This window comes from Paenibacillus mellifer, assembly GCF_023195895.1.
GTDB lineage: Bacteria > Bacillota > Bacilli > Paenibacillales > Paenibacillaceae > Fontibacillus > Fontibacillus mellifer.
In genome coordinates, this window is sequence record NZ_JALPRK010000024.1 from 56,836 (window position 1) to 78,872 (window position 22,037).

21 protein-coding genes are annotated in these 22,037 nt (G+C 54.2%); all 21 read left to right on the forward strand.

The genetic code is table 11. From position 1 onward, the window contains the following. The first annotated feature begins 141 nt into the window (after positions 1-141). The 21 genes from M0651_RS20035 to lysS all read left to right on the forward strand — a co-directional run bounded on the left by M0651_RS20035 (position 142) and on the right by lysS (position 21,698). The gene (locus M0651_RS20035) at positions 142-885 is read left to right on the forward strand and encodes a vWA domain-containing protein (RefSeq protein WP_248553499.1); all 744 of its coding nucleotides are present in this window, start codon (positions 142-144) and stop codon (positions 883-885) included. Further along, a complete protein-coding gene (locus M0651_RS20040) occupies positions 857-1,810 on the forward strand; it encodes a serine/threonine protein kinase (RefSeq protein ID WP_248553500.1) in 954 nt (317 codons plus the stop codon). The genes M0651_RS20035 and M0651_RS20040 overlap by 29 nt, the downstream gene beginning before the upstream one ends. 17 nt (positions 1,811-1,827) lie before the next feature. Then, the gene (gene tilS, locus M0651_RS20045; protein WP_248553501.1) at positions 1,828-3,267 is read left to right on the forward strand and encodes a tRNA lysidine(34) synthetase TilS; all 1,440 of its coding nucleotides are present in this window, start codon (positions 1,828-1,830) and stop codon (positions 3,265-3,267) included. Between the two features lie 71 nt (positions 3,268-3,338). After that, positions 3,339-3,878 carry a hypoxanthine phosphoribosyltransferase gene (hpt, locus tag M0651_RS20050; RefSeq protein WP_248553502.1) on the forward strand — a complete coding sequence of 180 codons (540 nt, stop codon included), beginning with the start codon at positions 3,339-3,341 and terminating at the stop codon, positions 3,876-3,878. Between the two features lie 100 nt (positions 3,879-3,978). Beyond that, positions 3,979-6,111, forward strand: a complete 2,133-nt coding sequence (ftsH, locus tag M0651_RS20055) for an ATP-dependent zinc metalloprotease FtsH (RefSeq protein ID WP_248553503.1) — start codon at positions 3,979-3,981, stop codon at positions 6,109-6,111. 602 nt (positions 6,112-6,713) lie between these two features. After that, on the forward strand, positions 6,714-7,652 hold the full coding sequence (nadA, locus tag M0651_RS20060) for a quinolinate synthase NadA (RefSeq protein WP_248553504.1): 939 nt from the start codon (positions 6,714-6,716) through the stop codon (positions 7,650-7,652). Between the two features lie 36 nt (positions 7,653-7,688). Beyond that, the gene (nadB, locus tag M0651_RS20065; protein WP_248553518.1) at positions 7,689-9,305 is read left to right on the forward strand and encodes an L-aspartate oxidase; all 1,617 of its coding nucleotides are present in this window, start codon (positions 7,689-7,691) and stop codon (positions 9,303-9,305) included. Continuing rightward, the gene (nadC, locus tag M0651_RS20070; protein WP_248553505.1) at positions 9,295-10,161 is read left to right on the forward strand and encodes a carboxylating nicotinate-nucleotide diphosphorylase; all 867 of its coding nucleotides are present in this window, start codon (positions 9,295-9,297) and stop codon (positions 10,159-10,161) included. Before nadB ends, nadC begins: the two co-directional genes overlap by 11 nt. Before the next feature lie 7 nt (positions 10,162-10,168). Then, positions 10,169-10,933, forward strand: coding sequence for a type III pantothenate kinase (locus M0651_RS20075; protein WP_193419001.1), 765 nt, complete (start codon positions 10,169-10,171; stop codon positions 10,931-10,933). A gap of 69 nt (positions 10,934-11,002) precedes the next feature. Next, positions 11,003-11,893 carry an Hsp33 family molecular chaperone HslO gene (gene hslO / locus M0651_RS20080; protein ID WP_248553506.1) on the forward strand — a complete coding sequence of 297 codons (891 nt, stop codon included), beginning with the start codon at positions 11,003-11,005 and terminating at the stop codon, positions 11,891-11,893. 238 nt (positions 11,894-12,131) lie between these two features. Next, positions 12,132-13,070 (forward strand): cysteine synthase A, encoded by a 939-nt coding sequence (cysK, locus tag M0651_RS20085; protein ID WP_155608100.1) that lies wholly within the window; start codon positions 12,132-12,134, stop codon positions 13,068-13,070. Between the two features lie 143 nt (positions 13,071-13,213). After that, a complete protein-coding gene (locus tag M0651_RS20090; protein WP_248553507.1) occupies positions 13,214-14,755 on the forward strand; it encodes an anthranilate synthase component I family protein in 1,542 nt (513 codons plus the stop codon). A gap of 18 nt (positions 14,756-14,773) precedes the next feature. After that, the gene (pabA, locus tag M0651_RS20095) at positions 14,774-15,355 is read left to right on the forward strand and encodes an aminodeoxychorismate/anthranilate synthase component II (RefSeq protein ID WP_248553508.1); all 582 of its coding nucleotides are present in this window, start codon (positions 14,774-14,776) and stop codon (positions 15,353-15,355) included. Continuing rightward, entirely contained in the window at positions 15,352-16,290 is a 939-nt protein-coding gene (locus M0651_RS20100; protein ID WP_248553509.1) for an aminotransferase class IV, read from the forward strand. The genes pabA and M0651_RS20100 overlap by 4 nt, the downstream gene beginning before the upstream one ends. Next, the gene (gene folP, locus M0651_RS20105; RefSeq protein WP_248553510.1) at positions 16,271-17,110 is read left to right on the forward strand and encodes a dihydropteroate synthase; all 840 of its coding nucleotides are present in this window, start codon (positions 16,271-16,273) and stop codon (positions 17,108-17,110) included. Before M0651_RS20100 ends, folP begins: the two co-directional genes overlap by 20 nt. Before the next feature lie 24 nt (positions 17,111-17,134). Then, complete coding sequence (gene folB / locus M0651_RS20110) at positions 17,135-17,497, forward strand: dihydroneopterin aldolase (RefSeq protein ID WP_248553511.1); 363 nt, start codon at positions 17,135-17,137, stop codon at positions 17,495-17,497. 11 nt (positions 17,498-17,508) lie between these two features. Then, positions 17,509-18,057 carry a 2-amino-4-hydroxy-6-hydroxymethyldihydropteridine diphosphokinase gene (folK, locus tag M0651_RS20115; protein WP_248553512.1) on the forward strand — a complete coding sequence of 183 codons (549 nt, stop codon included), beginning with the start codon at positions 17,509-17,511 and terminating at the stop codon, positions 18,055-18,057. Then, complete coding sequence (locus tag M0651_RS20120) at positions 18,009-18,215, forward strand: helix-turn-helix domain-containing protein (protein WP_248553513.1); 207 nt, start codon at positions 18,009-18,011, stop codon at positions 18,213-18,215. The genes folK and M0651_RS20120 overlap by 49 nt, the downstream gene beginning before the upstream one ends. A gap of 46 nt (positions 18,216-18,261) precedes the next feature. Beyond that, positions 18,262-19,263 (forward strand): tRNA dihydrouridine synthase DusB, encoded by a 1,002-nt coding sequence (gene dusB, locus M0651_RS20125; protein ID WP_248553514.1) that lies wholly within the window; start codon positions 18,262-18,264, stop codon positions 19,261-19,263. A 347-nt stretch (positions 19,264-19,610) separates the two neighbouring features. Continuing rightward, complete coding sequence (gene greA, locus M0651_RS20130) at positions 19,611-20,087, forward strand: transcription elongation factor GreA (RefSeq protein WP_248553515.1); 477 nt, start codon at positions 19,611-19,613, stop codon at positions 20,085-20,087. Between the two features lie 102 nt (positions 20,088-20,189). Further along, positions 20,190-21,698 (forward strand): lysine--tRNA ligase, encoded by a 1,509-nt coding sequence (gene lysS / locus M0651_RS20135; protein WP_248553516.1) that lies wholly within the window; start codon positions 20,190-20,192, stop codon positions 21,696-21,698. Positions 21,699-22,037 lie beyond the last annotated feature (339 nt).

The following is a 22,037-nucleotide window of genomic DNA, read 5'->3' on the forward strand; positions in this document are numbered from 1 at the left end:
GTGAGAACCTCAGGTTCTTTTTTTGCCCGGAATAGCGGAATACTAGCTAGTATCAGCCCCAAACTGGTTTGAACTCGATCCTCTCTGGAAATGATAGATACGAGAATGTTGAACTCTATCTATTGAAGGGTGGGTATCGGGATGAAACAGATCATGTTGATAACGGACGGATGCTCCAATGTTGGGGAGAGCCCGGTCATGGCTGCGGCGCTGGCGAGACAGGAAGGGATCACCGTGAATGTGGTGGGAATCGTCGATTACGGTACGATTGGAGAACTGGGGAGTTTGGAAATCTCTGAAATCGCCAAAGCCGGCGGCGGCATGAGCCGAATTGCCGGAACCGAGAATTTGGCGCAAACGATGCAGATGCTGACGCGAAAAACAGTCGTGCAGACGATTCAGCAGGCGGTTCATAAGGAGATTCGACAGATTCTTGGCGATCAGAAGGTCGGCGACTTGCCGCCGGAAACGCGTTCGCAGGTCGTGGAGGTGATCGACGAGCTGAGCGAGAACAGTCCGCTGCAAGTGGCGCTTCTGATCGACGCCAGCGCCAGCATGAAGCCGAAGCTTCGGGCCGTAGAAGAAGCGATCCGGGACATGATGCTGAGCCTGGGCTCGAGAAAAGGGGAGAGTAAGCTGGCCGTCTTCCATTTTCCCGGCTCGCACAGCGGAGAGGATGCCGTCCTGGACGTGGACTGGACCGGAGATTTGGGGTCGGCACGCTCCATCTTTCAACGCCTCGTCATGAGAGGGGCAACGCCAACAGGACCGGCGCTCTTGAAGGTGATGGATTTCATGCGATATGGTACACTGAATGAACATGGTAAGTCTTGGCGTGAGAAGACGGAGGGACAAGATGGAATCCTCGGCGACTACGTCGTCTAAAATCAACTTGCCGCAGGGAACGCGGATTACCGGACGCTGGAATGGGGGACGGTATATCATCCAGCGTTTGCTGGGGCAAGGGGCTAACGGCGTCGTATTCCTGGTGAAACGGGAGAAGAACGGAAAATTATACGCCCTGAAGCTGGGCTTTGATACGCTCGACATTCAATCGGAGATCAATGTGCTTAAGGCGTTGCAGCGTCAAGGACGGCGGCGGGGGGCGGCGGAACGGGATCTCAATTACCTGGTGGAGGTGGACGATTTTACCTTCCAAGGAAGGGAGATTCCTTTCTACGTTATGCGCTATGTGCAAGGGGAGCCGCTGCGTGCCTTCTTGGCCCGGCGGGGTCCGCGCTGGCTGGACGTGGTTGGTCTCCAGCTGCTGCAACAGCTCGGACGACTGCACAACTCCGGCTGGGTGTTTGGCGATCTCAAGCCGGAGAATGTACTCGCCGGAGCTTATGGCGAAGTCGAGTTGATTGACTTTGGCGGAGTTACCGGTGAGGGGCGCAGCGTGAAGCAGTTCACGGAGTGGTACGACCGCGGCTTCTGGAGTGCCGGAAGCCGGACGGCGGACCCGGCCTATGACTGGTTTTCTTTTGCGGTCGTCTGCATTCACTTGCTCGCCGAGACGCCGCTGAAGAAAGCGGCTACCCAACTGCCGCAGACCCGCAGCCGTAGCGATCTTCTCGCCATCGTGGATGGGCACGAGACGCTCGCTCCCTACCGCGATTGGTTGAAGCGAGCGTTGAACGGGGAGTTCCGCGATACGGCGGAGGCCTGCCGATTGTGGAAAGAGCTGGTGGCGGACCGGTTTGCTCTGCGGCGCCGCTCGCGGCCTGCCACACCGGGCTGGATTGTAGGCGCATTTGCGGTGTCGGTGACGCTCCTCGTCTGCGCGCTTTACCTGACTTTTAGATTTTAGGGGAGGGGGACGCCCCGATGAAAGAATCCACCCTGCATCGTTTGACGGAGCAGGTTCGTCGTTTGGGTCGTCAAGAGCAGTTATGGTCGCCCGGGGATGTGATCGTCGTAGCGGTGTCCGGCGGAGTCGACTCGACGGTGCTTCTGCATATAATGAAGGAAATCGCCGGGGACGAGGCGCTGGGTCTGCAATTGATTTGCGCTCATCTGCATCACGGCTTACGCGGGGACGAGGCTGACCGGGATGCAGAGTTTGTACGTGAGCTTGCGGGGCGCCTTGGCATTCCTTTTGATCTAGGTCACGCCGATGTCCGTAACTATATGAAGGAAACGGGAAAGAGCCTGGAATTGGCCGCCCGAGAGAAGCGTTACGAATATCTGCATCAGGTGGCGGAGCGCTGCGGAGCATCGTCCATCGCGCTTGCGCATCATGCCGACGACCAGGCGGAGACGGTGATGATGCGGGTGTTGCGGGGGAGCGGCCCTTCCGGGCTGTCCGGAATGAGACCCAAACGCCGAGAAAAAAATGTGGAACTTATCCGTCCCCTCCTTCGTATATACAAGACGGATTTGCTCCTGGCGTGCCGTGAGTCGGAACTTCCCTTCGTGGAAGACAGCAGCAATCAGGATAAGGAGTTTACGCGAAATTCGGTTCGGCTGGATGTGTTGCCTTTTTTGGGGCAATATAATGGTCAGTTGCCGGAATCGCTGAACCGGCTGGCAGAGCTGGCTGCGGCGGAGGACGATTATCTCCAGCAGGAGGCATCGAAAACGTACGCCGAACTTGTGCGGAAGGAAGACGAAGTTCTTTCGTATGCGGTCCCGCTTTTCACCACTTTACATGTCGCTTTACAACGGAGGTTGATTAAACTAATATTAAATTATCTGCCTTTAAGCACGGAGGAGCGCGATTTTGTCAAGGTTGAGGCGATCCGTCAAGGGACGATTCAGGATCGGCCCACGACATGGAGCTTGGATCTTGGCGGCGGTGTCAAGTGCATTCGAGAGTATGACCTGATTCGCTTTATCCCCCCGGCTGTAGAAAGTCGGATTCCTCATCATACATATTTGGTGGAACAATTTCCGGCGGAAGTGCCGATCGAGGGCATGGACCAAAGCTTGCGAATGACACAGTTGGGTGCCGGATGGGACAGCGTTCTCGCAAAGGCAGAAGGTAATAACGAAGCGATATTTGATGCGGATGAGCTGGTCTATCCGCTTACCGTGCGTTCTCGGATTCCCGGAGACGCCATGAAAGTTATGGGATTAAACGGCAGCAAAAAGGTAAAAGATATTTTCATCGATGCGAAAATACCTCCATCCCTACGCTCCCGCATCCCGATTATAACGGATGCCGCAGGCCGGATCCTATGGATTCCTGGCGTTCGCCGTTCCGCGGTCGCCGCAGTGAACCCGCGTACGACTTCTGTCGTGCATATGGTCCTGATCCCTCGCTGAGAGGTCTGTACGCCCCTTGAGGATTAGCGAAAGACTGGCATTCATAGTATAACGTAGGAGGTTCACTCATTTTGCTAAACGATATCCAGGAAATTCTGATTACGCGGGAACAAATTCAAGACAAGGTCGTTGAACTGGGCAAGCAATTAAGCGCAGAATACGAAGGCCGCAATCCGCTCGTGATTTGTATCCTGAAAGGCGCATTTATCTTCATGGCGGACCTGGTTAAGGAAATTACCGTACCAATCGAGCTTGATTTCATGGCTGTCTCCAGTTATGGGGCGGGCACTCGCTCCTCCGGGGAAGTCAAGATCATCAAGGATTTGGATACTTCGGTAGAAGGCCGAGATATCCTGATCGTGGAGGACATTATCGACAGCGGGCTGACGCTCAGCTATTTAATCGACGTTCTTGAGCGGCGCAAGGTTAAATCCGTTAAGATCGTCACGCTGTTCGACAAACCCGCACGGCGTACGGTGAAATTGGAAGCGGACCTATCGGGATTCGTTTTACCAGACGCTTTCGTTGTTGGATACGGGCTGGATTATGCCGAGAAATACCGTAACCTCCCATTCATCGGAGTATTGAAGCCGGAGATTTACACCAGTTGATTTCGTCGTCCGCATGGATGAAGGACCACCCTTGCCGGAATTTTGAAATGGCGAGATTGGCTATGGTAAAATAACTTAAGGTCTTGAGAGGAGGTTGGGGATGAATCGGTTCATCCGGAATTCTGGTTTTTATTTAATACTTTTCTTAGTCGTGGTGGGCATCGTCCAATTCCTCAATGGCGGACAAGAAGCAACCGTCACCCCTAAGTATTCGGACTTGCGTCAGGAACTGAAGGATAATAACGTTGCTGATCTAACCGTTAAATTTGACGGTTACGCTTATCTGGTAACCGGTAAGTATAAGGAAGCTGTCGAGAACGACAAGACGAAGAATTTCTCTCTCTATGTTCCTTTTGACGAGAACGTGGTCAAGGAAATCATGGCATATAGCGACCAGAACGGTTTCAGTGTGGAATGGAAGAAGATGCAGGGTGAAAGCATCTGGCTGACCTTCCTGACTTCCATCGTTCCGCTTGCGATTATGTTCATCCTGTTCTTCTTCCTGTTCAATCAAGCGCAGGGCGGCGGCGGCAAAGTGATGAACTTCGGCAAGAGCCGGGCGCGTCTCTATAATGAAGAGAAGAAGAAGGTCACGTTCGAAGACGTTGCAGGTGCCGACGAAGAGAAGCAAGAACTTGTGGAAGTTGTTGAGTTCCTGAAAGATCCGCGGAAATTCTCCGCCGTTGGCGCAAGAATTCCGAAAGGCGTATTGCTTGTGGGCCCTCCGGGTACCGGTAAAACCTTGCTCGCTCGGGCGGTTGCCGGCGAGGCAGGAGTTCCGTTCTTCAGTATTTCCGGTTCTGACTTCGTGGAAATGTTCGTTGGGGTCGGGGCATCCCGGGTTCGGGATTTGTTCGAGAATGCGAAGAAGAACGCGCCTTGTATCATCTTTATCGATGAAATTGACGCAGTTGGTCGTCAGCGCGGCGCCGGACTAGGCGGCGGACATGACGAACGCGAACAAACGTTGAACCAATTGCTCGTAGAAATGGACGGTTTCGGCGGCAACGAGGGCATCATCATCGTTGCGGCAACGAACCGTGCGGATATTTTGGACCCAGCCTTGCTGCGTCCGGGACGTTTCGACCGCCAAATCACGGTGGATCGTCCGGATGTGAAGGGCCGCGAAGCGGTATTGAGAGTGCATGCGCGTAACAAGCCGCTCACCAAGGACGTCAAGCTGGACGTTATCGCGAAGAGAACGACCGGTTTCACCGGTGCGGATCTGGAGAACTTGCTGAATGAAGCAGCGCTCCTCGCCGCACGTCGGAACCGCAAAGATATCTCCATGCCGGAAGTGGATGATGCGATCGACCGCGTTATTGTCGGTACTGAGAAACGCAGCCGCGTGATCAGCGACCGCGAGAAACGGATCGTAGCCTACCACGAAGCAGGGCATACCATTGTCGGTTACTTCTTGGAGCATGCCGATATGGTGCATAAAGTAACGATTATTCCGCGCGGTCGTGCCGGCGGGTATGTGATCATGCTGCCGAAGGAAGACCGCATGTTGGCCACGAAGAACGAGCTGCTGGACCGGGTAACCGGGTTGCTTGGTGGCCGCGTATCCGAGGAGCTGTTTATCGGCGAAATCGGGACCGGCGCGTACAGCGACTTCCAGCAAGCGACGAACATCGTGCGCAGCATGATTATCGAATACGGGATGAGCGAGAAGCTCGGACCGATGCAGTTCGGCACGTCGCAAGGCCAAGTGTTCCTGGGCCGCGATATCGGCCACGAACAGAACTACAGCGATCAAATCGCTTACGAGATCGATCAGGAAATGCACCGGTTCATCAGCGAATCGTATGAACGTTGTAAACAGCTGCTGACCGAGCATGCCAAGGAAGTCCACCTCATCGCGGAAACGCTGCTTGAAGTGGAGACGTTGGAGCTGGAGCAAATCAAGTCGCTGATCGAAACCGGCAAGCTGGATGGCTTGAAGAAGGAAGGCGGCGAAGAGGGCGGCAACGGTTCTTCGGAATCGGGTGAACCGACCATCGACAACGTGGGTGATGTTCGTGTTCGCATCCAAGGCAAAACCGAGGATCCGGCGCCTACCGCTCCTGTCGGGGACATCCCGAATGACGTTCCAGGCGGCACCGCCAGCGATCGGACGAATGATCCGGTCGTCGACGCACCGCAAGGCACCGTTAGCGACACGCCGGGGCAAGCCGATTCGGCTGACGAAGGCAAAGATCCAAATAACGGTGGCGGCACGCCAACCGTGTAAACTATATTTGCAAAGACTTAATCCGGGAAACGTGATGTTTCCCGGATTTTTTCGTTGAGGTATGAGGATGGGGCGCCCGTGAATGTATGCGAAATATCGAATACATTTCGGAGAAATTTGCGATTTTGCCGGGATCTATATGAAATTTCATATTCATTTGCGCTATTAGAAGCGGAAGAGCTAAATTCTGTATGAAAAACCGAATAGATATCGGATTTAAGGGCTTCAGCCGCGGTTTGTACGCGAAATATCGAATACAATTGGCTTCTTGAACGGTAAATGAGGGGTGACGCGAATGCCTAGCTCTGTTTACCAAAAATTTTAGATAATCAAGAACCCTCGAATCCCCTCGTTAATCCTGATTTTTCCTGCAAAATCATGGGCAATTGCCGTTATACGCAAGCGGACGGCGCATTGACAGTGCCTTTCACCTTGTGTAAATTAGTTGATAAACACCGTGTGAAATTTAATACGTTCTTGCCGTTTCACGCAGGATTGCCATACACAGCAGTTAGAAGCCCGGCCAACGCGTAGAGAAAGAAAGGCTAGGATGGGCTATAACAGCAATAGACGATACAAGAGCTTATGGGGGAGGAATTCAAGTGGAGGCTCTAGCGCTTGAGCGTAAAGCCGAGATGAACCGCGAATTGCGGGAAAAACTGGTTCAGCTCAAGAAAGAACGCAACGCCATCATACTAGCGCATTATTATCAGCGGGATGAGATCCAAGAGGTGGCGGATTTCCGGGGCGACTCATTCTTACTGGCTCAGAAGGCCGCTTCGACCGATGCGGAAACGATCGTGTTCTGCGGCGTTCATTTTATGGGAGAGAGTGCGAAGATTCTGGCGCCTAACAAGACGGTGCTGATTCCTGACGAGCGGGCGGGTTGCCCGATGGCCGATATGGTGAATGTTGACGGCTTGCGCAAGCTGAAGGCCCAACATCCGAACGCCAAAGTGGTGACCTACATCAACTCTTCGGCAGAAATTAAGGCGGAAACCGATATCTGCTGCACCTCGTCGAACGCGGTGAAAGTGATCAATTCCGTTGATGCAGACGAAATCATCTGGGTGCCGGATAAGAATCTTGGCCATTATGTGCAGCAGCATACCGACAAGAAGCTGATCATCTGGGAAGGCTACTGCAACACGCATGATATGTTGACGGTCAGAGACGTCGTTGAGATGAAGGCGAAATACCCAAAAGCCGAGTTCGTCGTGCATCCGGAGTGTCGTCCGGAGGTTGTAGCGATGGGCGATTTCGTGGGCAGCACTACGGCGATCCTGGATTATTGCAAAAATTCCTCCGCCAAGGAGTTTATCGTCGGTACGGAGGATGGAACAGGGTATCAGCTGCGGAATGACAGTCCGGATAAAACGTTCCATTTTGCCACCAAATTCCTGGTTTGCCCGAACATGAAAGTCAATAACCTGAAAAAACTGGTCAAATGCCTGGAAACGATGCAGCCGCAAATCTACGTACCACCCGTCGTTGCCGACAAAGCCAGATTATCCTTAGAGCGCATGTTACAAGTTAAGTAGCATGCGCTACTCTCTTGTCCAAGATAGGTGACGATGGTGATTCCACAATATTTGGTTGATTTTGAGGCAGGACGGCTGCCGATCGTTGATACGGATGTGATCGTGATCGGTTCGGGAATTGCGGGTCTTTTTACCGCTATCAAAGCAAGTGAAAAAGATCGCGTAATCCTGATCACGAAAAAATCGATGCTGGAAAGCAATACCCGCTACGCGCAAGGCGGCATCGCCGCCGTCATCTCGGAGGAGGATTCGCCTGCTTACCACCGGCAGGATACACTGTTGGCCGGAGCGGGTTTGTGTTCCTCCGAAGCGGTTGATATTCTAGTTAATGAAGGCCCAGAAGGCGTCAAAGAGCTGATGATGTTGGGTACGGCCTTCGATTTGGAGAACGGCGAGCTTGCTCTGACGAAAGAAGGAGCTCACAGCCATCGTCGGATCCTGCATGCCCATGGGGATGCGACAGGGTATGAAATCGTGCGCGCCTTGTCCGAGCAGGCGGAAGCCCATCCCAATATTGAAGTTTGGGACAATCATTATGTGATCGATTTAATCACCGAGGAGAACGAATGCCTAGGCGCGCTTGTGCAGCGGCCCGACGGGCAGCGCGTGTTCCTGCGCGGGAATGCGACGATTTTATGCTCCGGCGGAGCCGGCCAGTTGTACCGCTATACGACCAATCCCGAGGTGGCTACTGGCGATGGCATGGCCATCGCTTACCGGGCAGGCGCGATCCTTCGCGACATGGAGTTTATTCAATTTCACCCTACTTCGCTTTGTTACCCAGGTGCCCCGCGCTTTCTGATCTCTGAGGCGGTTCGCGGCGAAGGGGCCGTGTTGCGCAATATCAAAGGCGAGCGGTTCATGAGCAACTACCATGAGCTGCTGGAGCTGGCCCCCCGGGATATCGTGGCTCGGGCGATTGTTAGCGAGATGGAAGCAACCGGTGCAAACATCGTCTACCTTGATATCACGCACGAAGATCCAGAGAAGGTCAGAACCCGGTTCCCCACAATTTACGAAACCTGCCTGAGTTATGGGCTTGATCTGACGACCGATTGGATTCCGGTTGCGCCGGCTGCACATTATATGATGGGAGGCGTTCGTGTCAGCCATCATGGTGAGACGAGTGTGCATCGGTTGTTCGCGTGCGGCGAAGTTTCGTCGACCGGCGTACATGGCGCGAACCGGTTGGCCAGCAACTCGTTGTCGGAGGCGATTGTGTTCGGGCGCCGGATTATTCAGCGGATTCAGGAGCTTCCGCCGCGCACCCAAACTGGCGAGTCCGTGGCTTATCAAGCCGGCCGCCTGAATCCAGCTCCGTCCTCGCTGGTGGAACGTCGTTTGGATTTGCAGAAAACAATGGTCCGCCGCGCTGGCTTGCGCCGAACGGCGGAAGGGCTGGTTAAGGGGATCGGGGAACTGGAGCGGCACCAGGCGATTTTTAGTCAGGAGCTGCATACCCGTGAAGAGTGGGAATACGCCAATATGCTGACTTGCGCGCTGCTGCTGGCCAAAACGGCGCTGGCGCGTGAGGAGAGCCGGGGCGGGCATTACCGCGAGGACTTCCCGGAACGCAGTGACGAGAAATGGCGCAAGCATCTTTTGTGGCAGCGGGATAAAGGAATGTTGGAGGAAATTAGCGATGATGTTTAATGGATATAATGAAGGGCTTGTGGAGGCCATCCGCGGCTGGTTGAAGGAAGATGTAGGCTCCGGGGACGTGACGACTGCCGTCACGATCCCTGCTGGCCATGAATCCAAGGGGATCATTCATGCCAAGCAGGGTGGGATTGTTGCCGGAATGCCGGTGGCTCAGCTTGTTTTCGAAATCGTGGATCCGAATCTGACGTTTACTCCGCACGTGAAGGACGGGGAACGCATCGAGAAAGGCGCGATTTTGGCCGAGGTGGAAGGAAGTACGTATAGCATTTTAACCGGGGAGCGGTTAGCGCTGAATTTGCTGCAACGTTTGTCCGGGATTGCTACGCGCACAAAGACGTTCGTGGAAGCGCTGGGCGGACTGTCGACCCGGCTGGTGGATACACGCAAAACAACGCCGGGCCACCGGATGCTGGAGAAGTATGCGGTTCGTACCGGCGGAGGTTCGAATCACCGCTTCGGGTTGTACGATGCCGTCATGATCAAGGATAATCATATTAAAGGGGCCGGAGGCATCACCCAGGCGGTGAGCCGCGCCCGTGCTCATATTCCGCACACGATGACGATTGAAGTGGAGACGGAAAACCTGGAACAGGTGGAAGAAGCGCTGCAAGCCGGAGCGAACATTATCATGCTCGACAATATGGCTCCCGACCTGATGAAAGAAGCAGTACGCCGAATCAAGGCCAAGGCGCCGCATGTGACGGTGGAAGCATCGGGAAACGTGTCGCTGGAAACGATTCGCGGGATTGCCGAGAGCGGCGTGGACGTTATTTCCGTGGGACGGTTGACGTATTCTTTTGAAAGCCTGGATATCAGTTTGGATTTGAACGGCAAAAAGGAGGCCTAACAAGCGCATGTTCCTTGTAGTCGATGTAGGCAATACGAATATCGTGCTGGGGATATACCGGGGTAAGGAGTTGCTCCATCATTTTCGAATCAGTACGAACCGCCAGGCCACGGTGGACGAGTACGGCGTATTGATCCACAATCTGTTCCATATGGTGGGGATCCGGGAAGCCGAGATGGAGGGCGTTATCATTTCCTCAGTGGTACCGCCGTTGATGCACGTGCTTGAGGAGCTTAGCGAAAAATATTTGCGGCACAAGCCGCTGGTCGTTGGCCCGGGGATCAAAACCGGGCTGAACCTGCGCTACGAAAATCCGCGCGAGGTTGGAGCAGACCGGATCGTCAACGCGGTGGCCGCCATTGAGCAGTACGGCGGGCCGCTGGTTGTCGTTGACTTTGGCACGGCTACGACGTTTGACTGCATCGATGCGGCAGGGAATTACCTGGGCGGCGCGATCGTGCCGGGCATCGGAATTTCGACGGAAGCGTTGTATCAGCGAGCTTCCAAGCTGCCGCGCATCGAGCTCGAGAAGCCAAAGAAGGTGATTGGCCGCAACACGGTGAATGCGATGCAGGCGGGGATTATTTTTGGTTATGCCGGTCAAGTAGACGGCATTGTGGAGCGGATCGCTCGGGAGATGGGCGAGAAACCGAAGGTGATTGCGACCGGCGGACTCGCGGAGCTGATCGCTAGCGAAACGCGTACGATCGAGGAAGTAAACTCCCAGCTCACCCTGGAGGGGCTGCGGATTATTTACGAACGCAATCAATAATGCAGGCGATGGTTATACTGGTATAAGTTGAACTACCTTTGTAAGAAGCGAAAGGAGGTCCTTCGCATTATGGACCAAAACAACAAACAAGACCGATTGATCCGCGGGATCGCCATGGGCGGAAAAGTCCGCGCCTTCGCTGTGCGGACGACCCAGTTGGTGGAAGAGCTGCGCCGCCGTCATGATACGTATCCAACCGCAACAGCCGCCTTCGGGCGTACGCTGACTGCCGCCGCCATGATGGGCGCGATGCTCAAAGGCGAGGAGAAGCTCACCGTACAGGTCAAGGGCGACGGACCGATCGGACAAATTATTGCGGATGCGAATGCCAAGGGCGAAGTGCGCGGCTACGTCAAGAATCCGCATGTCCATTTGCCGAGTAACAGTCAGGGGAAATTGGACGTTCGCGGCGTTGTCGGAACGGAAGGATTTATTCACGTCACGAAGGACTTGGGACTCAAGGAGCCTTACCGCGGCAGCGTGCCTTTAATTTCCGGCGAGCTGGGCGAGGATTTTACGTATTATTTTGCCGTGTCGGAGCAAACCCCTTCCGCCGTTGGATTAGGTGTGCTGGTCGACGTGGACAATTCGGTGATTGTAGCGGGCGGTTTTATCATTCAGCTGCTGCCCGGCTTAAGCGATTCTGAAATCGACTCGATTGAAAATGCGGTGGGTCAGCTTCCACCGGTGACGGCGCTGCTTGATCAGGGGTTGGAGCTGGACGAAATGCTGCGCTGGATCGTGCCGGACGTGCAGGTGTTGGAAGAAATGGACATCGTCTTCTCTTGCAACTGTTCACGGGAGCGGGTGGAGCGTACCTTGATCAGCTTGGGCAAGAAGGAACTGGAGGAACTGCGGGACGAAGGGAAAGAAACAGAGGTCGTCTGCGATTTCTGCAACGAACCGTACCTATTTACCCCCGAGGAACTGGACGAGTTGATTGCTCAAACGGAGAAATAAGCAAATAGGGCCAAAGATACTTTGCAGATAGGGTCATTTAGACCTGGGATGCAAAGTATTTTTTTGTGACTTTTCTTGACAACTCCGATCGGGGTTGTTAAGATATAATCAGAAAACCAACTTATTTACTCGGAAATAAATGAAAGCCGATAAATCGCATATCCTAATAACTTCAGCTTTCATTTTGTGCAGCTAGATCAACGATGGTAATTTTTTATCCAAAGGGAGGATATTTAATATGGCAAAAGTCGTAAACAGTGTAACAGATTTGATCGGAGATACGCCGCTGGTCCGTTTAAATCGGATCGTGCCGGAGGATAGCGCGGAGATTTATGTGAAGCTGGAATACCAAAACCCGGGCTCCAGCGTGAAGGACCGGATTGCAATCAGTATCGTAGAGGAAGCGGAGAAGGCGGGCAAGCTGAAACCGGGCGGAACGATTATCGAAGCGACGAGCGGTAATACGGGGATCGGTTTGGCGATGGTAGCTGCGGCGAAGGGCTACAAAGCGGTTATCGTGATGCCGGAAACGATGAGCTTGGAACGTCGCAACTTGCTGCGCGCCTACGGGGCGGAGCTTGTCTTGACGCCGGGTTCCGAAGGGATGAACGGCGCGGTGAAGAAAGCCGAGGAGCTGCTGGCAGCGAATCCGGATTACTTCCTGGCGGACCAATTCAGAACGCAAGCAAACGTGAAAATCCACCGCGAAACGACCGGACCGGAAATCGTTGAAGCGATTGAATCGCTGGACGGCCGTCTGGATGCCTTCGTGGCAGGGATTGGTACCGGCGGTACCATTTCCGGCGCGGGTGAGGTATTGAAGAAGCGGTTCCCGGATCTGAAGATTTACGCAGTTGAACCGGCAGCATCGCCAATTCTGTCCGGCGGCAAACCTGGACCGCACAAAATCCAAGGCCTTGGCGCGAACTTCATTCCGGAAATTTTGAATCGTGAAATTTATGATGAAATCATTCATGTGGAGAACGATGAAGCGTTCGAGCAAGCACGTACGGTCGCGAAAGAGGAAGGCATCCTGTCCGGTATTTCCTCCGGCGCTGCAGTGTTTGCTGCCTTGAAGGTGGCTAAGGAGCTGGGCAAAGGCAAACGCGTCGTTGCCATCATTCCAAGCAACGGCGAACGTTACCTCAGCACGCCGCTGTACAATTTCGAAGCTTAATCACTCCTAGGAGAGCGATGACGCCCCCGGCCGTTCTAACCGAACGGTCCGGGGTCTTTTATTATGAGGCGAACTTCTAGTATACTAGCTTCCAATAAGAGAAGTGCATCTATAAGATGAAGCTTGGAGGACGAACACGGTTCATGAAAAAGTTGACGACCTGGGAGCAATGGAAAGATTGGGCTGGGACAGGCGACTGGACGATGCTGCCTTTTGCGGTCAAATGCCCGTTGGCGGCTTCGGGTTTGCCTGAGGTTTGGTCCCGGGCTTGGATGGAAGCCGGGCCGTACGCTTGTGTGATGGAAAGCGGCAAGGGAGGACGTTACACCTTTCTAGGCCTGGAGCCGGTTTCTGTTATCCGCGGCAAAGGTAGCGAGGCCATCGTGGAGGATCCTGCTGCCGGTACAGTATCGGTCGTCCGGGGCAAGCCGCTGGAGCTGTTGCGGGACTGGATGGCTCCATTCCGATCGCCTGAGGTACCAGGGCTGCCCAAGTTCACTGGCGGAGCCGTTGGATATCTCGCCTATGATGTGGCGCGATCGCTGGAGCGGCTGCCGAACCTGGCGCAGGACGACCTTGGCCTGGACGACTACGTTTGGATGCGGCTCGAAGAGCTGTGGGCCATCGACCAGAGGGAAGGCGACGTGTATTGCGTCGTCCATGTCCCGATCGCTTCGATGTCGCTGGAACAGCTGCGTGACAGCTACCGCCGTGCCGAAGCGCGGGCTTTGCGCATGGCGGAGCGCTGGGCGGGCTTCTACGCTGCGACGACGGTTGCGGCAACCCCAGCGGACAGCCCGGCGACGCCTCCTTCGATCGGCGACGAGGAGTTGGAGCACCGGCGTCTGTCCGTCTCGATGACGCAGGAGGCGTTTGAAGCTGCGGTGCGCCGGGTGCAGGAGTATATCGCCGCCGGCGACGTATTTCAGGTGAACCTGTCGCTGCGCCAGGCTTTTGCTTTGGCGGCTTCACCTGAGCGGGTGTACGAGCAGCTAAGGCGGCTGAACCCGTCGCCGTATATGGGCTTGCTCCGGTTCCCCGATTTCCAACTCGTGTCCGCTTCGCCGGAGCTTCTGGTGAAGGTGGAGCAAGGGAAGATCAGCACCCGCCCCATTGCGGGAACGCGGCGGCGGGGACATACAGCGGAGGAGGACCAGCAGATGGAGGCGGAGCTGTGTGCAAGCGACAAGGAGCAGGCCGAGCACATCATGCTGGTCGACCTTCTGCGCAACGACATCGGGCGTGTGACGGAGTATGGGACGGTACGGGTCAGCGAGCTTTTTACTGTGGAGCGCTATTCGCATGTCATGCATCTGGTATCCGAGGTCGAAGGGGTGCTGGGCAAGGATCATACGTTGTACGATGCAATCGCCGCTGTTTTTCCGGGGGGGACGATCACGGGGGCGCCTAAGGTGCGAACGATGGAAATCATTGAGGAACTGGAGCCGGTCACGCGGGGACCTTACACCGGCGCCATGGGATGGATTGACTATACCGGGAATATGGAATTAAATATTATTATACGTACGCTGGTCACGAAGGATGGCGTCGGCTACTTGCAGACGGGGGCCGGCATCGTGATTGATTCGGACCCGTACCGTGAGTATAGGGAATGTTTTAACAAGGCCAGGGCCGTTGCTCTGGCGATCCAACAGAGTGAGCAGAGCCAGCTGGACAAAGTCTAGGACAGGAGATGAGATGAGATGATTTTAGTGATCGATAACTATGATTCTTTCACGTACAATTTGGTGCAGTATTTAGGCGAGTTAGGTGAGGAAGTAACTGTCCGCCGCAACGATGAGATTGATCTTGCGGGAATTGAGGCTTTGCAGCCGGATCATATCTTAATATCCCCCGGCCCGTGTACGCCAAATGAGGCGGGGATTACGTTGGACTTAATCGAGCATTTTAAAGGGGTTATCCCGATCTTTGGCGTTTGTCTGGGGCATCAAGCGATCGGCCAAGCCTTTGGCGGCAATGTGATCCGCGCCGAGCGGCTGATGCATGGCAAGACGTCGCCGATCCATCATCAAGGGGAATCGGTATTTGCCGGCCTACCGTCGCCATTTACCGCCACGCGGTACCATTCGCTGATCGTGGAGCGCGAGAGTTTGCCGGAATGCCTGGAAATTACCGCCGAGACGGCGGAAGGAGAGATCATGGGGTTGCGGCACAAAGAGTATGCCGTTGAAGGGGTGCAGTTCCACCCGGAATCGATTATTACTCAGCATGGCCATCAGATCCTCCGTAACTTCCTGAATCGGAAGGCGGAAGCCAAAGCATGAAATACATCGGGGTGGATGGAGTTCCGACCCCGGCCGATCAAGCCGTGATCTCCGTAATGGATCACGGCTTTATGTACGGGATCGGTTTGTTCGAGACGTTCCGCACGTACGAAGGACGGCCGTTCCTGCTGGAACGGCATCTGGAGCGGCTGATGGCGGGCTGCAGGGCCCTGGGGATCGATTACAAGGCCGATCTCGCCCAGGTTGAGGCGGAGGTCCGAGAGTTGCTCGTGCGGAACGGGTTAACCGAAGGCTACATTCGGTATACGGTAACGGCCGGTGAGGGGCCGCTTGGCCTGCCGGCCGACGACTACGATAAGCCGAGGGTTGTCATTTACGTGAAGTCGCTGCCGGACCCGGGGGCGACGCTGTACACCGACGGGAAGCCGCTGTGGCGGCTGGCGACACCCCGGAACACGCCGGAGGGCGAGGTGCGTTTCAAATCGCTGCACTATATGAATAACGTGCTGGCGAAACGCGAACTCGCGCGGCTGCAACGCGAAGCAGTGTGGCAGTCCGCGGCTTCCGTCCCTCCCGAAGGCTTGCAGCTGACGGCCCAGAGATGGCTGGCGGAAGGGATCGTCAGCAATGTATTTTTTGTGCGGAATGGCAAATGTTATACGCCGAATCTGGAAACGGGGATTCTCCCCGGTATTACTCGTGCCATGGTGCTGGAGTTGGCTGCCAAGCAGGGGATTCGGACGGAGGAAGGCTGCTACACTTGGGACGAGCTATTGGCCGCCGATGAGGTTTTCCTGACGAATTCGATTCAGGAGATCGTGCCCGTGACGGAATTGGCGGTTCCCGGCAAGCAAGGCGGACGGGAGCTGCAGAGGCACAGGGTCGGGACCGGTCACATCGGGCCGGTTACGGAGCGGCTGCTGGGGGAATATAGAGAGAAAGCGAGGAATGGCGATGCAACCGATCATTTATAAACGCAGCTTCCGGCTGGGCGAGGCGTCCTTTACGCTAGGTGAACGCACGCTGGTGATGGGGATCCTGAACGTGACGCCGGATTCTTTTTCCGATGGGGGCCGTTATAATAACGTGGAACGCGCTTTGCAGCACGCCCGGGAGATGATTGCGGAAGGTGCGGATATCATTGATATCGGCGGAGAATCGACGCGTCCGGGTCATGAGCCTGTAAGCGAACAGGAGGAGCTGGAGCGCGTCATTCCTGTGGTGGAGGCGCTGCACCGCGAGCTGCCGCAGGTTCCATTGTCGGTGGATACGTACAAGGCAAAGGTGGCTAGAGAAGCGCTGAAGGCGGGTGCCCACATCATGAATGATGTATGGGGCTTTAAGGCGGAGGCGCGGATGGCGGAAGTGGCGGCGGAGTTTGGTTGTCCGGTGATTTTGATGCATAACCGCCGGGATCGCAATTACGGTGATTTGCTTGCCGATGTGGCGGCGGATTTGCGAGAATGCGTGGAGATCGCCCATAAAGCGGGTGTGAAGGACGAGAATATCATTTTGGACCCGGGGATTGGCTTTGCCAAGGATTATGCCGAGAACCTCCGTGTCATGCGCGCACTGGACGAGCTGGCGGCGTTGGGCTTTCCACTCCTGCTCGGTACGTCCCGCAAACGGTTTATCCGTACCGCATTGGATCTTCCGGTCGATGAGGTGGTGTTCGGTACGGCAGCGACCGTGGCGCTGGGCGTTGCGCAGGGCTGCCAGATTGTCCGCGTCCATGACGTGAAGGAGATCAAGCAGACCGTACAAATGTGCGATGCGATCGTGTATACCCTATAAATGGCTGGAAAAGGAGTCGAAATCATGGACAAAATGACGCTGCGGCGCATGGAATATTACGGGTACCACGGCGTGTTCGAGGAAGAGCGCAAGCTGGGCCAGCGCTTCTACGTGGATTTGGAGTTGGAGCTGGATCTGCGCCAGGCAGGGCTTAGCGATGATTTGACCCAAACGGTCAACTACGCCGAAGTCCACAAACTGCTCAAGTCCATTGTCGAGCAAAAGAGCTTTCAATTGATTGAAGCGTTGGCGGAGCATATTGCATCCGCGGTATTGGACACTTATACTAGGGTAGATGCGTTAACGGTTCGGGTCACCAAGCCGCACCCGCCGTTTGATATTCATTTTGACGGTGTGACGGTGGAGATGTACCGTTCCAGAAAGTGAGCCAATCGTTTATGAACATGACTTCTCCCTCTGAGTCTACAGAGGCTTATATTGCTTTAGGCGGCAATCTGGGAGACCGCGAGGCCACCCTGATGCAGGCGATCACAGCGCTGCAGGAGCATCCGGCGATCGAGGTGCTGCGCTGCTCCGATTTATATGAGACCGATCCGGTAGGTTATCTGGATCAGCCTTGTTTTGTAAATATGGCACTTGCTGTGCGAACCTCCCTGGATCCTGAGGCGCTGCTTGAGGTTATGCTGGATATTGAGCTGCGATTAGGGCGAGAGCGCAAAATACGTTTCGGGCCGCGTACGGTGGACCTTGATTTGTTATGGGTCGGCGGCAGTGTGGTGAATACGACGCTCCTCACTTTGCCTCATCCACGAATGATGGAGCGGGCTTTCGTACTTGTCCCGTTGTCCGACATTGTGCCGGGAGGGGAGCCCTCCGGCTTGTATGAGCGCATTCAGCTTGCCTTGGACACCCTAGATGGAAAGGAAGGCGTCCGGTTTTGGAAAACATGCAACTGGCACAGCGCATCCGCGCTTTCCGAAAACTAAAAGGCTTTACCCAGCAAGAGCTGGCGGAGAAGTCCGGCGTATCCCTAGCTTTATTAGGAGCGGTGGAACGGGGGAACCGCCGGGCAGATGATCAAATTTTAACTAAAATTGCAGATTGTTTGGGCATCTCCTTAGCGGAGCTGAAGCCCGATAAATGAGCAGAGCCGCTTCTTATAACAACTTATCGTAATGGAGGGAACCCTCTTGCTGAAGATTGGCGATATCGAAATGAAAAACCAAGTTGTGCTTGCCCCGATGGCAGGTGTATGCAATCCGGCCTTTCGCCTGATCGCCAAAGAATTTGGCACAGGGCTGGTCTGCGCAGAGATGGTTAGCGATAAAGCGATCCTTCATGGCAACAAGCGCACCCGGGAGATGCTCTTTGTGGACGAGCGGGAGAAGCCGCTTAGCCTGCAAATTTTCGGTGGGGACCGCGCATCGCTTGTGGAGGCGGCTAAAGTCGTTGATCAGGAAACGAATGCCGACATCATCGATATTAATATGGGCTGTCCGGTGCCGAAAGTGACGAAATGCGATGCCGGGGCACGTTGGTTGCTCGAACCGAATAAGATTTACGAAATGGTTTCGGCTGTTGTGGATGCGGTGAGCAAACCGGTCACGGTGAAAATGCGTATCGGCTGGGATACAGAGCATATTTACGTTGTAGACAACGCCAAAGCGGTGGAGCAAGCCGGCGGTAAGGCCGTCAGCGTACATGGACGGACGCGTGAGCAGCTGTATACCGGGAAGGCGGATTGGAGTTATATTCGTCAGGTGAAGGAATCCGTATCGATTCCTGTCATTGGCAATGGCGACGTGGCGACCCCGGAGGATGCCAGACGGATGCTGGATGAGACTGGCTGTGACGGCGTGATGATCGGGCGTGGGGCGCTGGGTAATCCTTGGATGTTATACCGTACGGTCGAGTACCTGAGGACAGGTGAATTGCTTCCAGAGCCGGAGGCGGAGGAGAAAATCCGCATTGCCATTCTTCACATGGACCGCCTGGCTGCTCTTAAAGGCGAGTTGGTCGCCGTTCGCGAAATGCGTAAGCATTTGGCCTGGTATTTGAAAGGCCTGAAGGGTGCAGCGCGTATTAAGGATCACATTATGGAAGAAACTCGTCGTGACGAGATGGTACGCATTCTTGAGGGCTTTGTCGCTGACATCTCAACAGGAGCCGTGCCCGATGAGGTATCCGCCTAAGGTTGAATGAGGGTCATGAAACGTTTACATTTGTAAAATCGGGTGTCATTGACAATTATGAATCGTTCACCTATAATTTCACAATATAAATTCGACTCGGGGCGTTGGGCTTCTCTCAAGAGATGGTCTGACCCTTATCACATAATGCATATGATATACACAATGAGTTGGGAATTTAGAGATTTTAGAGACCCCTGCTGACGGAAGCGAGCGCTTCCAAGCACCTAAGCGGCAGTGGAACGGCAAAAGGAACCTTTCCTCAGGGGAAGTGTTCATTTTCCAGGAGGGTTTTCGGGTGCCGCACGCACCGTGCGAAAATTTTTTCCATGACAGGAGAATCGGTTGAGATGAGCGATAAAGAAGTTATCCTTACCCAGGACGGTCTGAAGAGACTGGAAGAAGAATTGGAAAACCTGAAATCTGTGAAACGCCGCGAGGTAGCGGAACGGATTAAGGTAGCCATCGGATACGGGGATATCAGTGAGAACTCGGAATACGAGGACGCGAAGAACGAGCAAGCCTTTATCGAAGGTCGGATTATCACGTTGGAGAAAATGCTGCGCAACGCGCGGATCATCAACAACGATGAGATTGACACAGATACGGTAAGCATCGGTTCGATCGTGACGGTTGAAGATCTGGAATTCGGCGATACGATGGAATATGCCATTGTCGGTACGGCGGAATCCGATCCGATGAAGAACAAGATTTCGAACGAAAGTCCTGTCGGCAAAGCGATTCTCGGGAAGAAAAAAGGCGCCGTTGTGGACGTCAACGTTCCGGCCGGCGTGATTCAATATAAAATCGTGGACATTAAGAAGTAAGGCGGAATTAGCGACGGAAGAAGCTTCCCCAGCGGAAGCTTCTTTCACTGTTTCTTTTGTCGGCGAGCAAATTCAAGCGGGATTAAGGAGTGGAGTAGGGCTATGAGCGAAGAGATCAATAACCAGGAAGCCATGGAAGTCAGCGAGCTGCTGCAGATTCGCCGCGATAAATTGGACGAGCTGCGCGGGCTTGGGATCGACCCTTTCGGCGCAAAATACGAACGTACCCATATGGCGGGTGACATTCTTCAGCAGTATGACGAGCTATCCAAGGAAGACTTGGAGGAGAAGAAGGTTGAGGTTTCTATCGCCGGGAGAATCGTGGCCAAACGGGGAATGGGCAAGGCCAGCTTTGCGCATTTGCAAGACTTGTCGGGCAAAATTCAGATTTATGTCCGTCAGGACAGCGTGCCGGAAGTTAAATATGAAGCGTTCAGCATTTTAGACCTCGGCGATATCGTGGGCGTGACCGGTGAGGTGTTCAAGACCAAAACCGGAGAGACGACGATTAAGGTCAAGGATCTAGAGGTGCTCTCCAAATCCCTGTATCCATTGCCGGATAAATATCATGGGCTGAAGGACGTAGAGCTGCGTTATCGCCAACGTTACGTCGATTTGATCGTCAATCCGGAGGTGCAGCAGACGTTCATCAAGCGTTCTCGGATTATCCAATCGATGCGCCGTTACTTGGATTCGCTGGGTTATCTGGAGGTGGAAACACCTACCCTGCACAGCATTGCCGGTGGGGCCGCAGCCCGTCCGTTTATTACGCACCACAATGCGCTGGACATGCAGCTCTATATGCGGATCGCGATCGAGCTTCACTTGAAGCGTCTGATTGTCGGCGGCATGGAGAAGGTGTATGAGATCGGCCGGGTATACCGGAACGAGGGGATCTCTACGCGTCATAACCCAGAATTTACGATGATTGAGTTGTATGAGGCCTATGCCGATTATAAAGATATTATGGCTTTGACGGAAAATATGATTGCCCACATCGCGCAGGAAGTACTGGGGACTCAAGTGGTAAACTACCAAGGGCACGAGGTTAACTTAGCTCCGCAGTGGCGCCGCGTGTCGATGGTCGATGCCGTTAAAGAAGTGACCGGTGTGGATTTCGGCGTACAAATGAGCAATGAGGAAGCGCACCGCTTGGCTAAGGAGCATAAAGTTCCGGTGGAGCCTCATATGACGTTTGGTCATATTCTGAACGCCTTCTTTGAGCAATTTGTTGAGGAAACACTGATTCAGCCGACCTTCGTATTCGGGCATCCGGTGGAAATTTCGCCGCTGGCCAAGAAGAACGAACAGGATCCGCGCTTTACGGATCGCTTCGAGCTGTTTATCGTGGCTCGGGAGCATGCGAATGCCTTTACGGAGCTAAACGATCCGATCGATCAGCGCCAACGTTTCGAGGCGCAACTGCTTGAACGTGAACATGGTAACGATGAGGCTCATGAAATGGATGAGGACTTTATCCGTTCCTTGGAATACGGAATGCCGCCTACCGGTGGCTTGGGGATCGGGGTAGACCGTCTTGTAATGTTGCTGACGGACTCGGCGTCTATCCGTGATGTGCTGTTGTTCCCACATATGCGTTCCGCGGAATAAGGAAAAGAATACAGGACGATTTAGGCCCGGCAGATTGCCGGGCTTTCTTTATAGGATGAGAGGAGTGGGTTGACCGATTCAAGGTAGGAAAAATTGGATGACTATAAAGTAGGTATCTGGCTTGCGCCGGGGTTGAAAAGATGATATATTATAAATCCGGTCGTTATTCATGGGCATTATGAACTTCAGCTTAGAAATGCAGATGAAAATAATGCTTGCAAGATAACGCCGGACATGATATACTATAAAAGTTGTCGCCGATAAGACGACAACGAAGTTGATCTTTGAAAACTGAACAACGAGTGAGTAATAAATGAGATTTTAAATCTCGTCAGTTTG

Coding starts and splice junctions, on each gene's coding strand:
- tilS (WP_248553501.1), top strand. CDS start 1,828: ATGAAAGAATCCACCCTGCATCGTTTGACGGAGCAGGTTCGTCGTTTG.
- M0651_RS20090 (WP_248553507.1), top strand. CDS start 13,214: ATGAAAAAGTTGACGACCTGGGAGCAATGGAAAGATTGGGCTGGGACA.
- folB (WP_248553511.1), top strand. CDS start 17,135: ATGGACAAAATGACGCTGCGGCGCATGGAATATTACGGGTACCACGGC.
- cysK (WP_155608100.1), top strand. CDS start 12,132: ATGGCAAAAGTCGTAAACAGTGTAACAGATTTGATCGGAGATACGCCG.
- M0651_RS20035 (WP_248553499.1), top strand. CDS start 142: ATGAAACAGATCATGTTGATAACGGACGGATGCTCCAATGTTGGGGAG.
- M0651_RS20075 (WP_193419001.1), top strand. CDS start 10,169: ATGTTCCTTGTAGTCGATGTAGGCAATACGAATATCGTGCTGGGGATA.
- folK (WP_248553512.1), top strand. CDS start 17,509: ATGAACATGACTTCTCCCTCTGAGTCTACAGAGGCTTATATTGCTTTA.
- greA (WP_248553515.1), top strand. CDS start 19,611: ATGAGCGATAAAGAAGTTATCCTTACCCAGGACGGTCTGAAGAGACTG.
- ftsH (WP_248553503.1), top strand. CDS start 3,979: ATGAATCGGTTCATCCGGAATTCTGGTTTTTATTTAATACTTTTCTTA.
- M0651_RS20100 (WP_248553509.1), top strand. CDS start 15,352: ATGAAATACATCGGGGTGGATGGAGTTCCGACCCCGGCCGATCAAGCC.
- pabA (WP_248553508.1), top strand. CDS start 14,774: ATGATTTTAGTGATCGATAACTATGATTCTTTCACGTACAATTTGGTG.
- M0651_RS20040 (WP_248553500.1), top strand. CDS start 857: ATGGAATCCTCGGCGACTACGTCGTCTAAAATCAACTTGCCGCAGGGA.
- hslO (WP_248553506.1), top strand. CDS start 11,003: ATGGACCAAAACAACAAACAAGACCGATTGATCCGCGGGATCGCCATG.
- folP (WP_248553510.1), top strand. CDS start 16,271: ATGCAACCGATCATTTATAAACGCAGCTTCCGGCTGGGCGAGGCGTCC.
- lysS (WP_248553516.1), top strand. CDS start 20,190: ATGAGCGAAGAGATCAATAACCAGGAAGCCATGGAAGTCAGCGAGCTG.
- nadC (WP_248553505.1), top strand. CDS start 9,295: ATGATGTTTAATGGATATAATGAAGGGCTTGTGGAGGCCATCCGCGGC.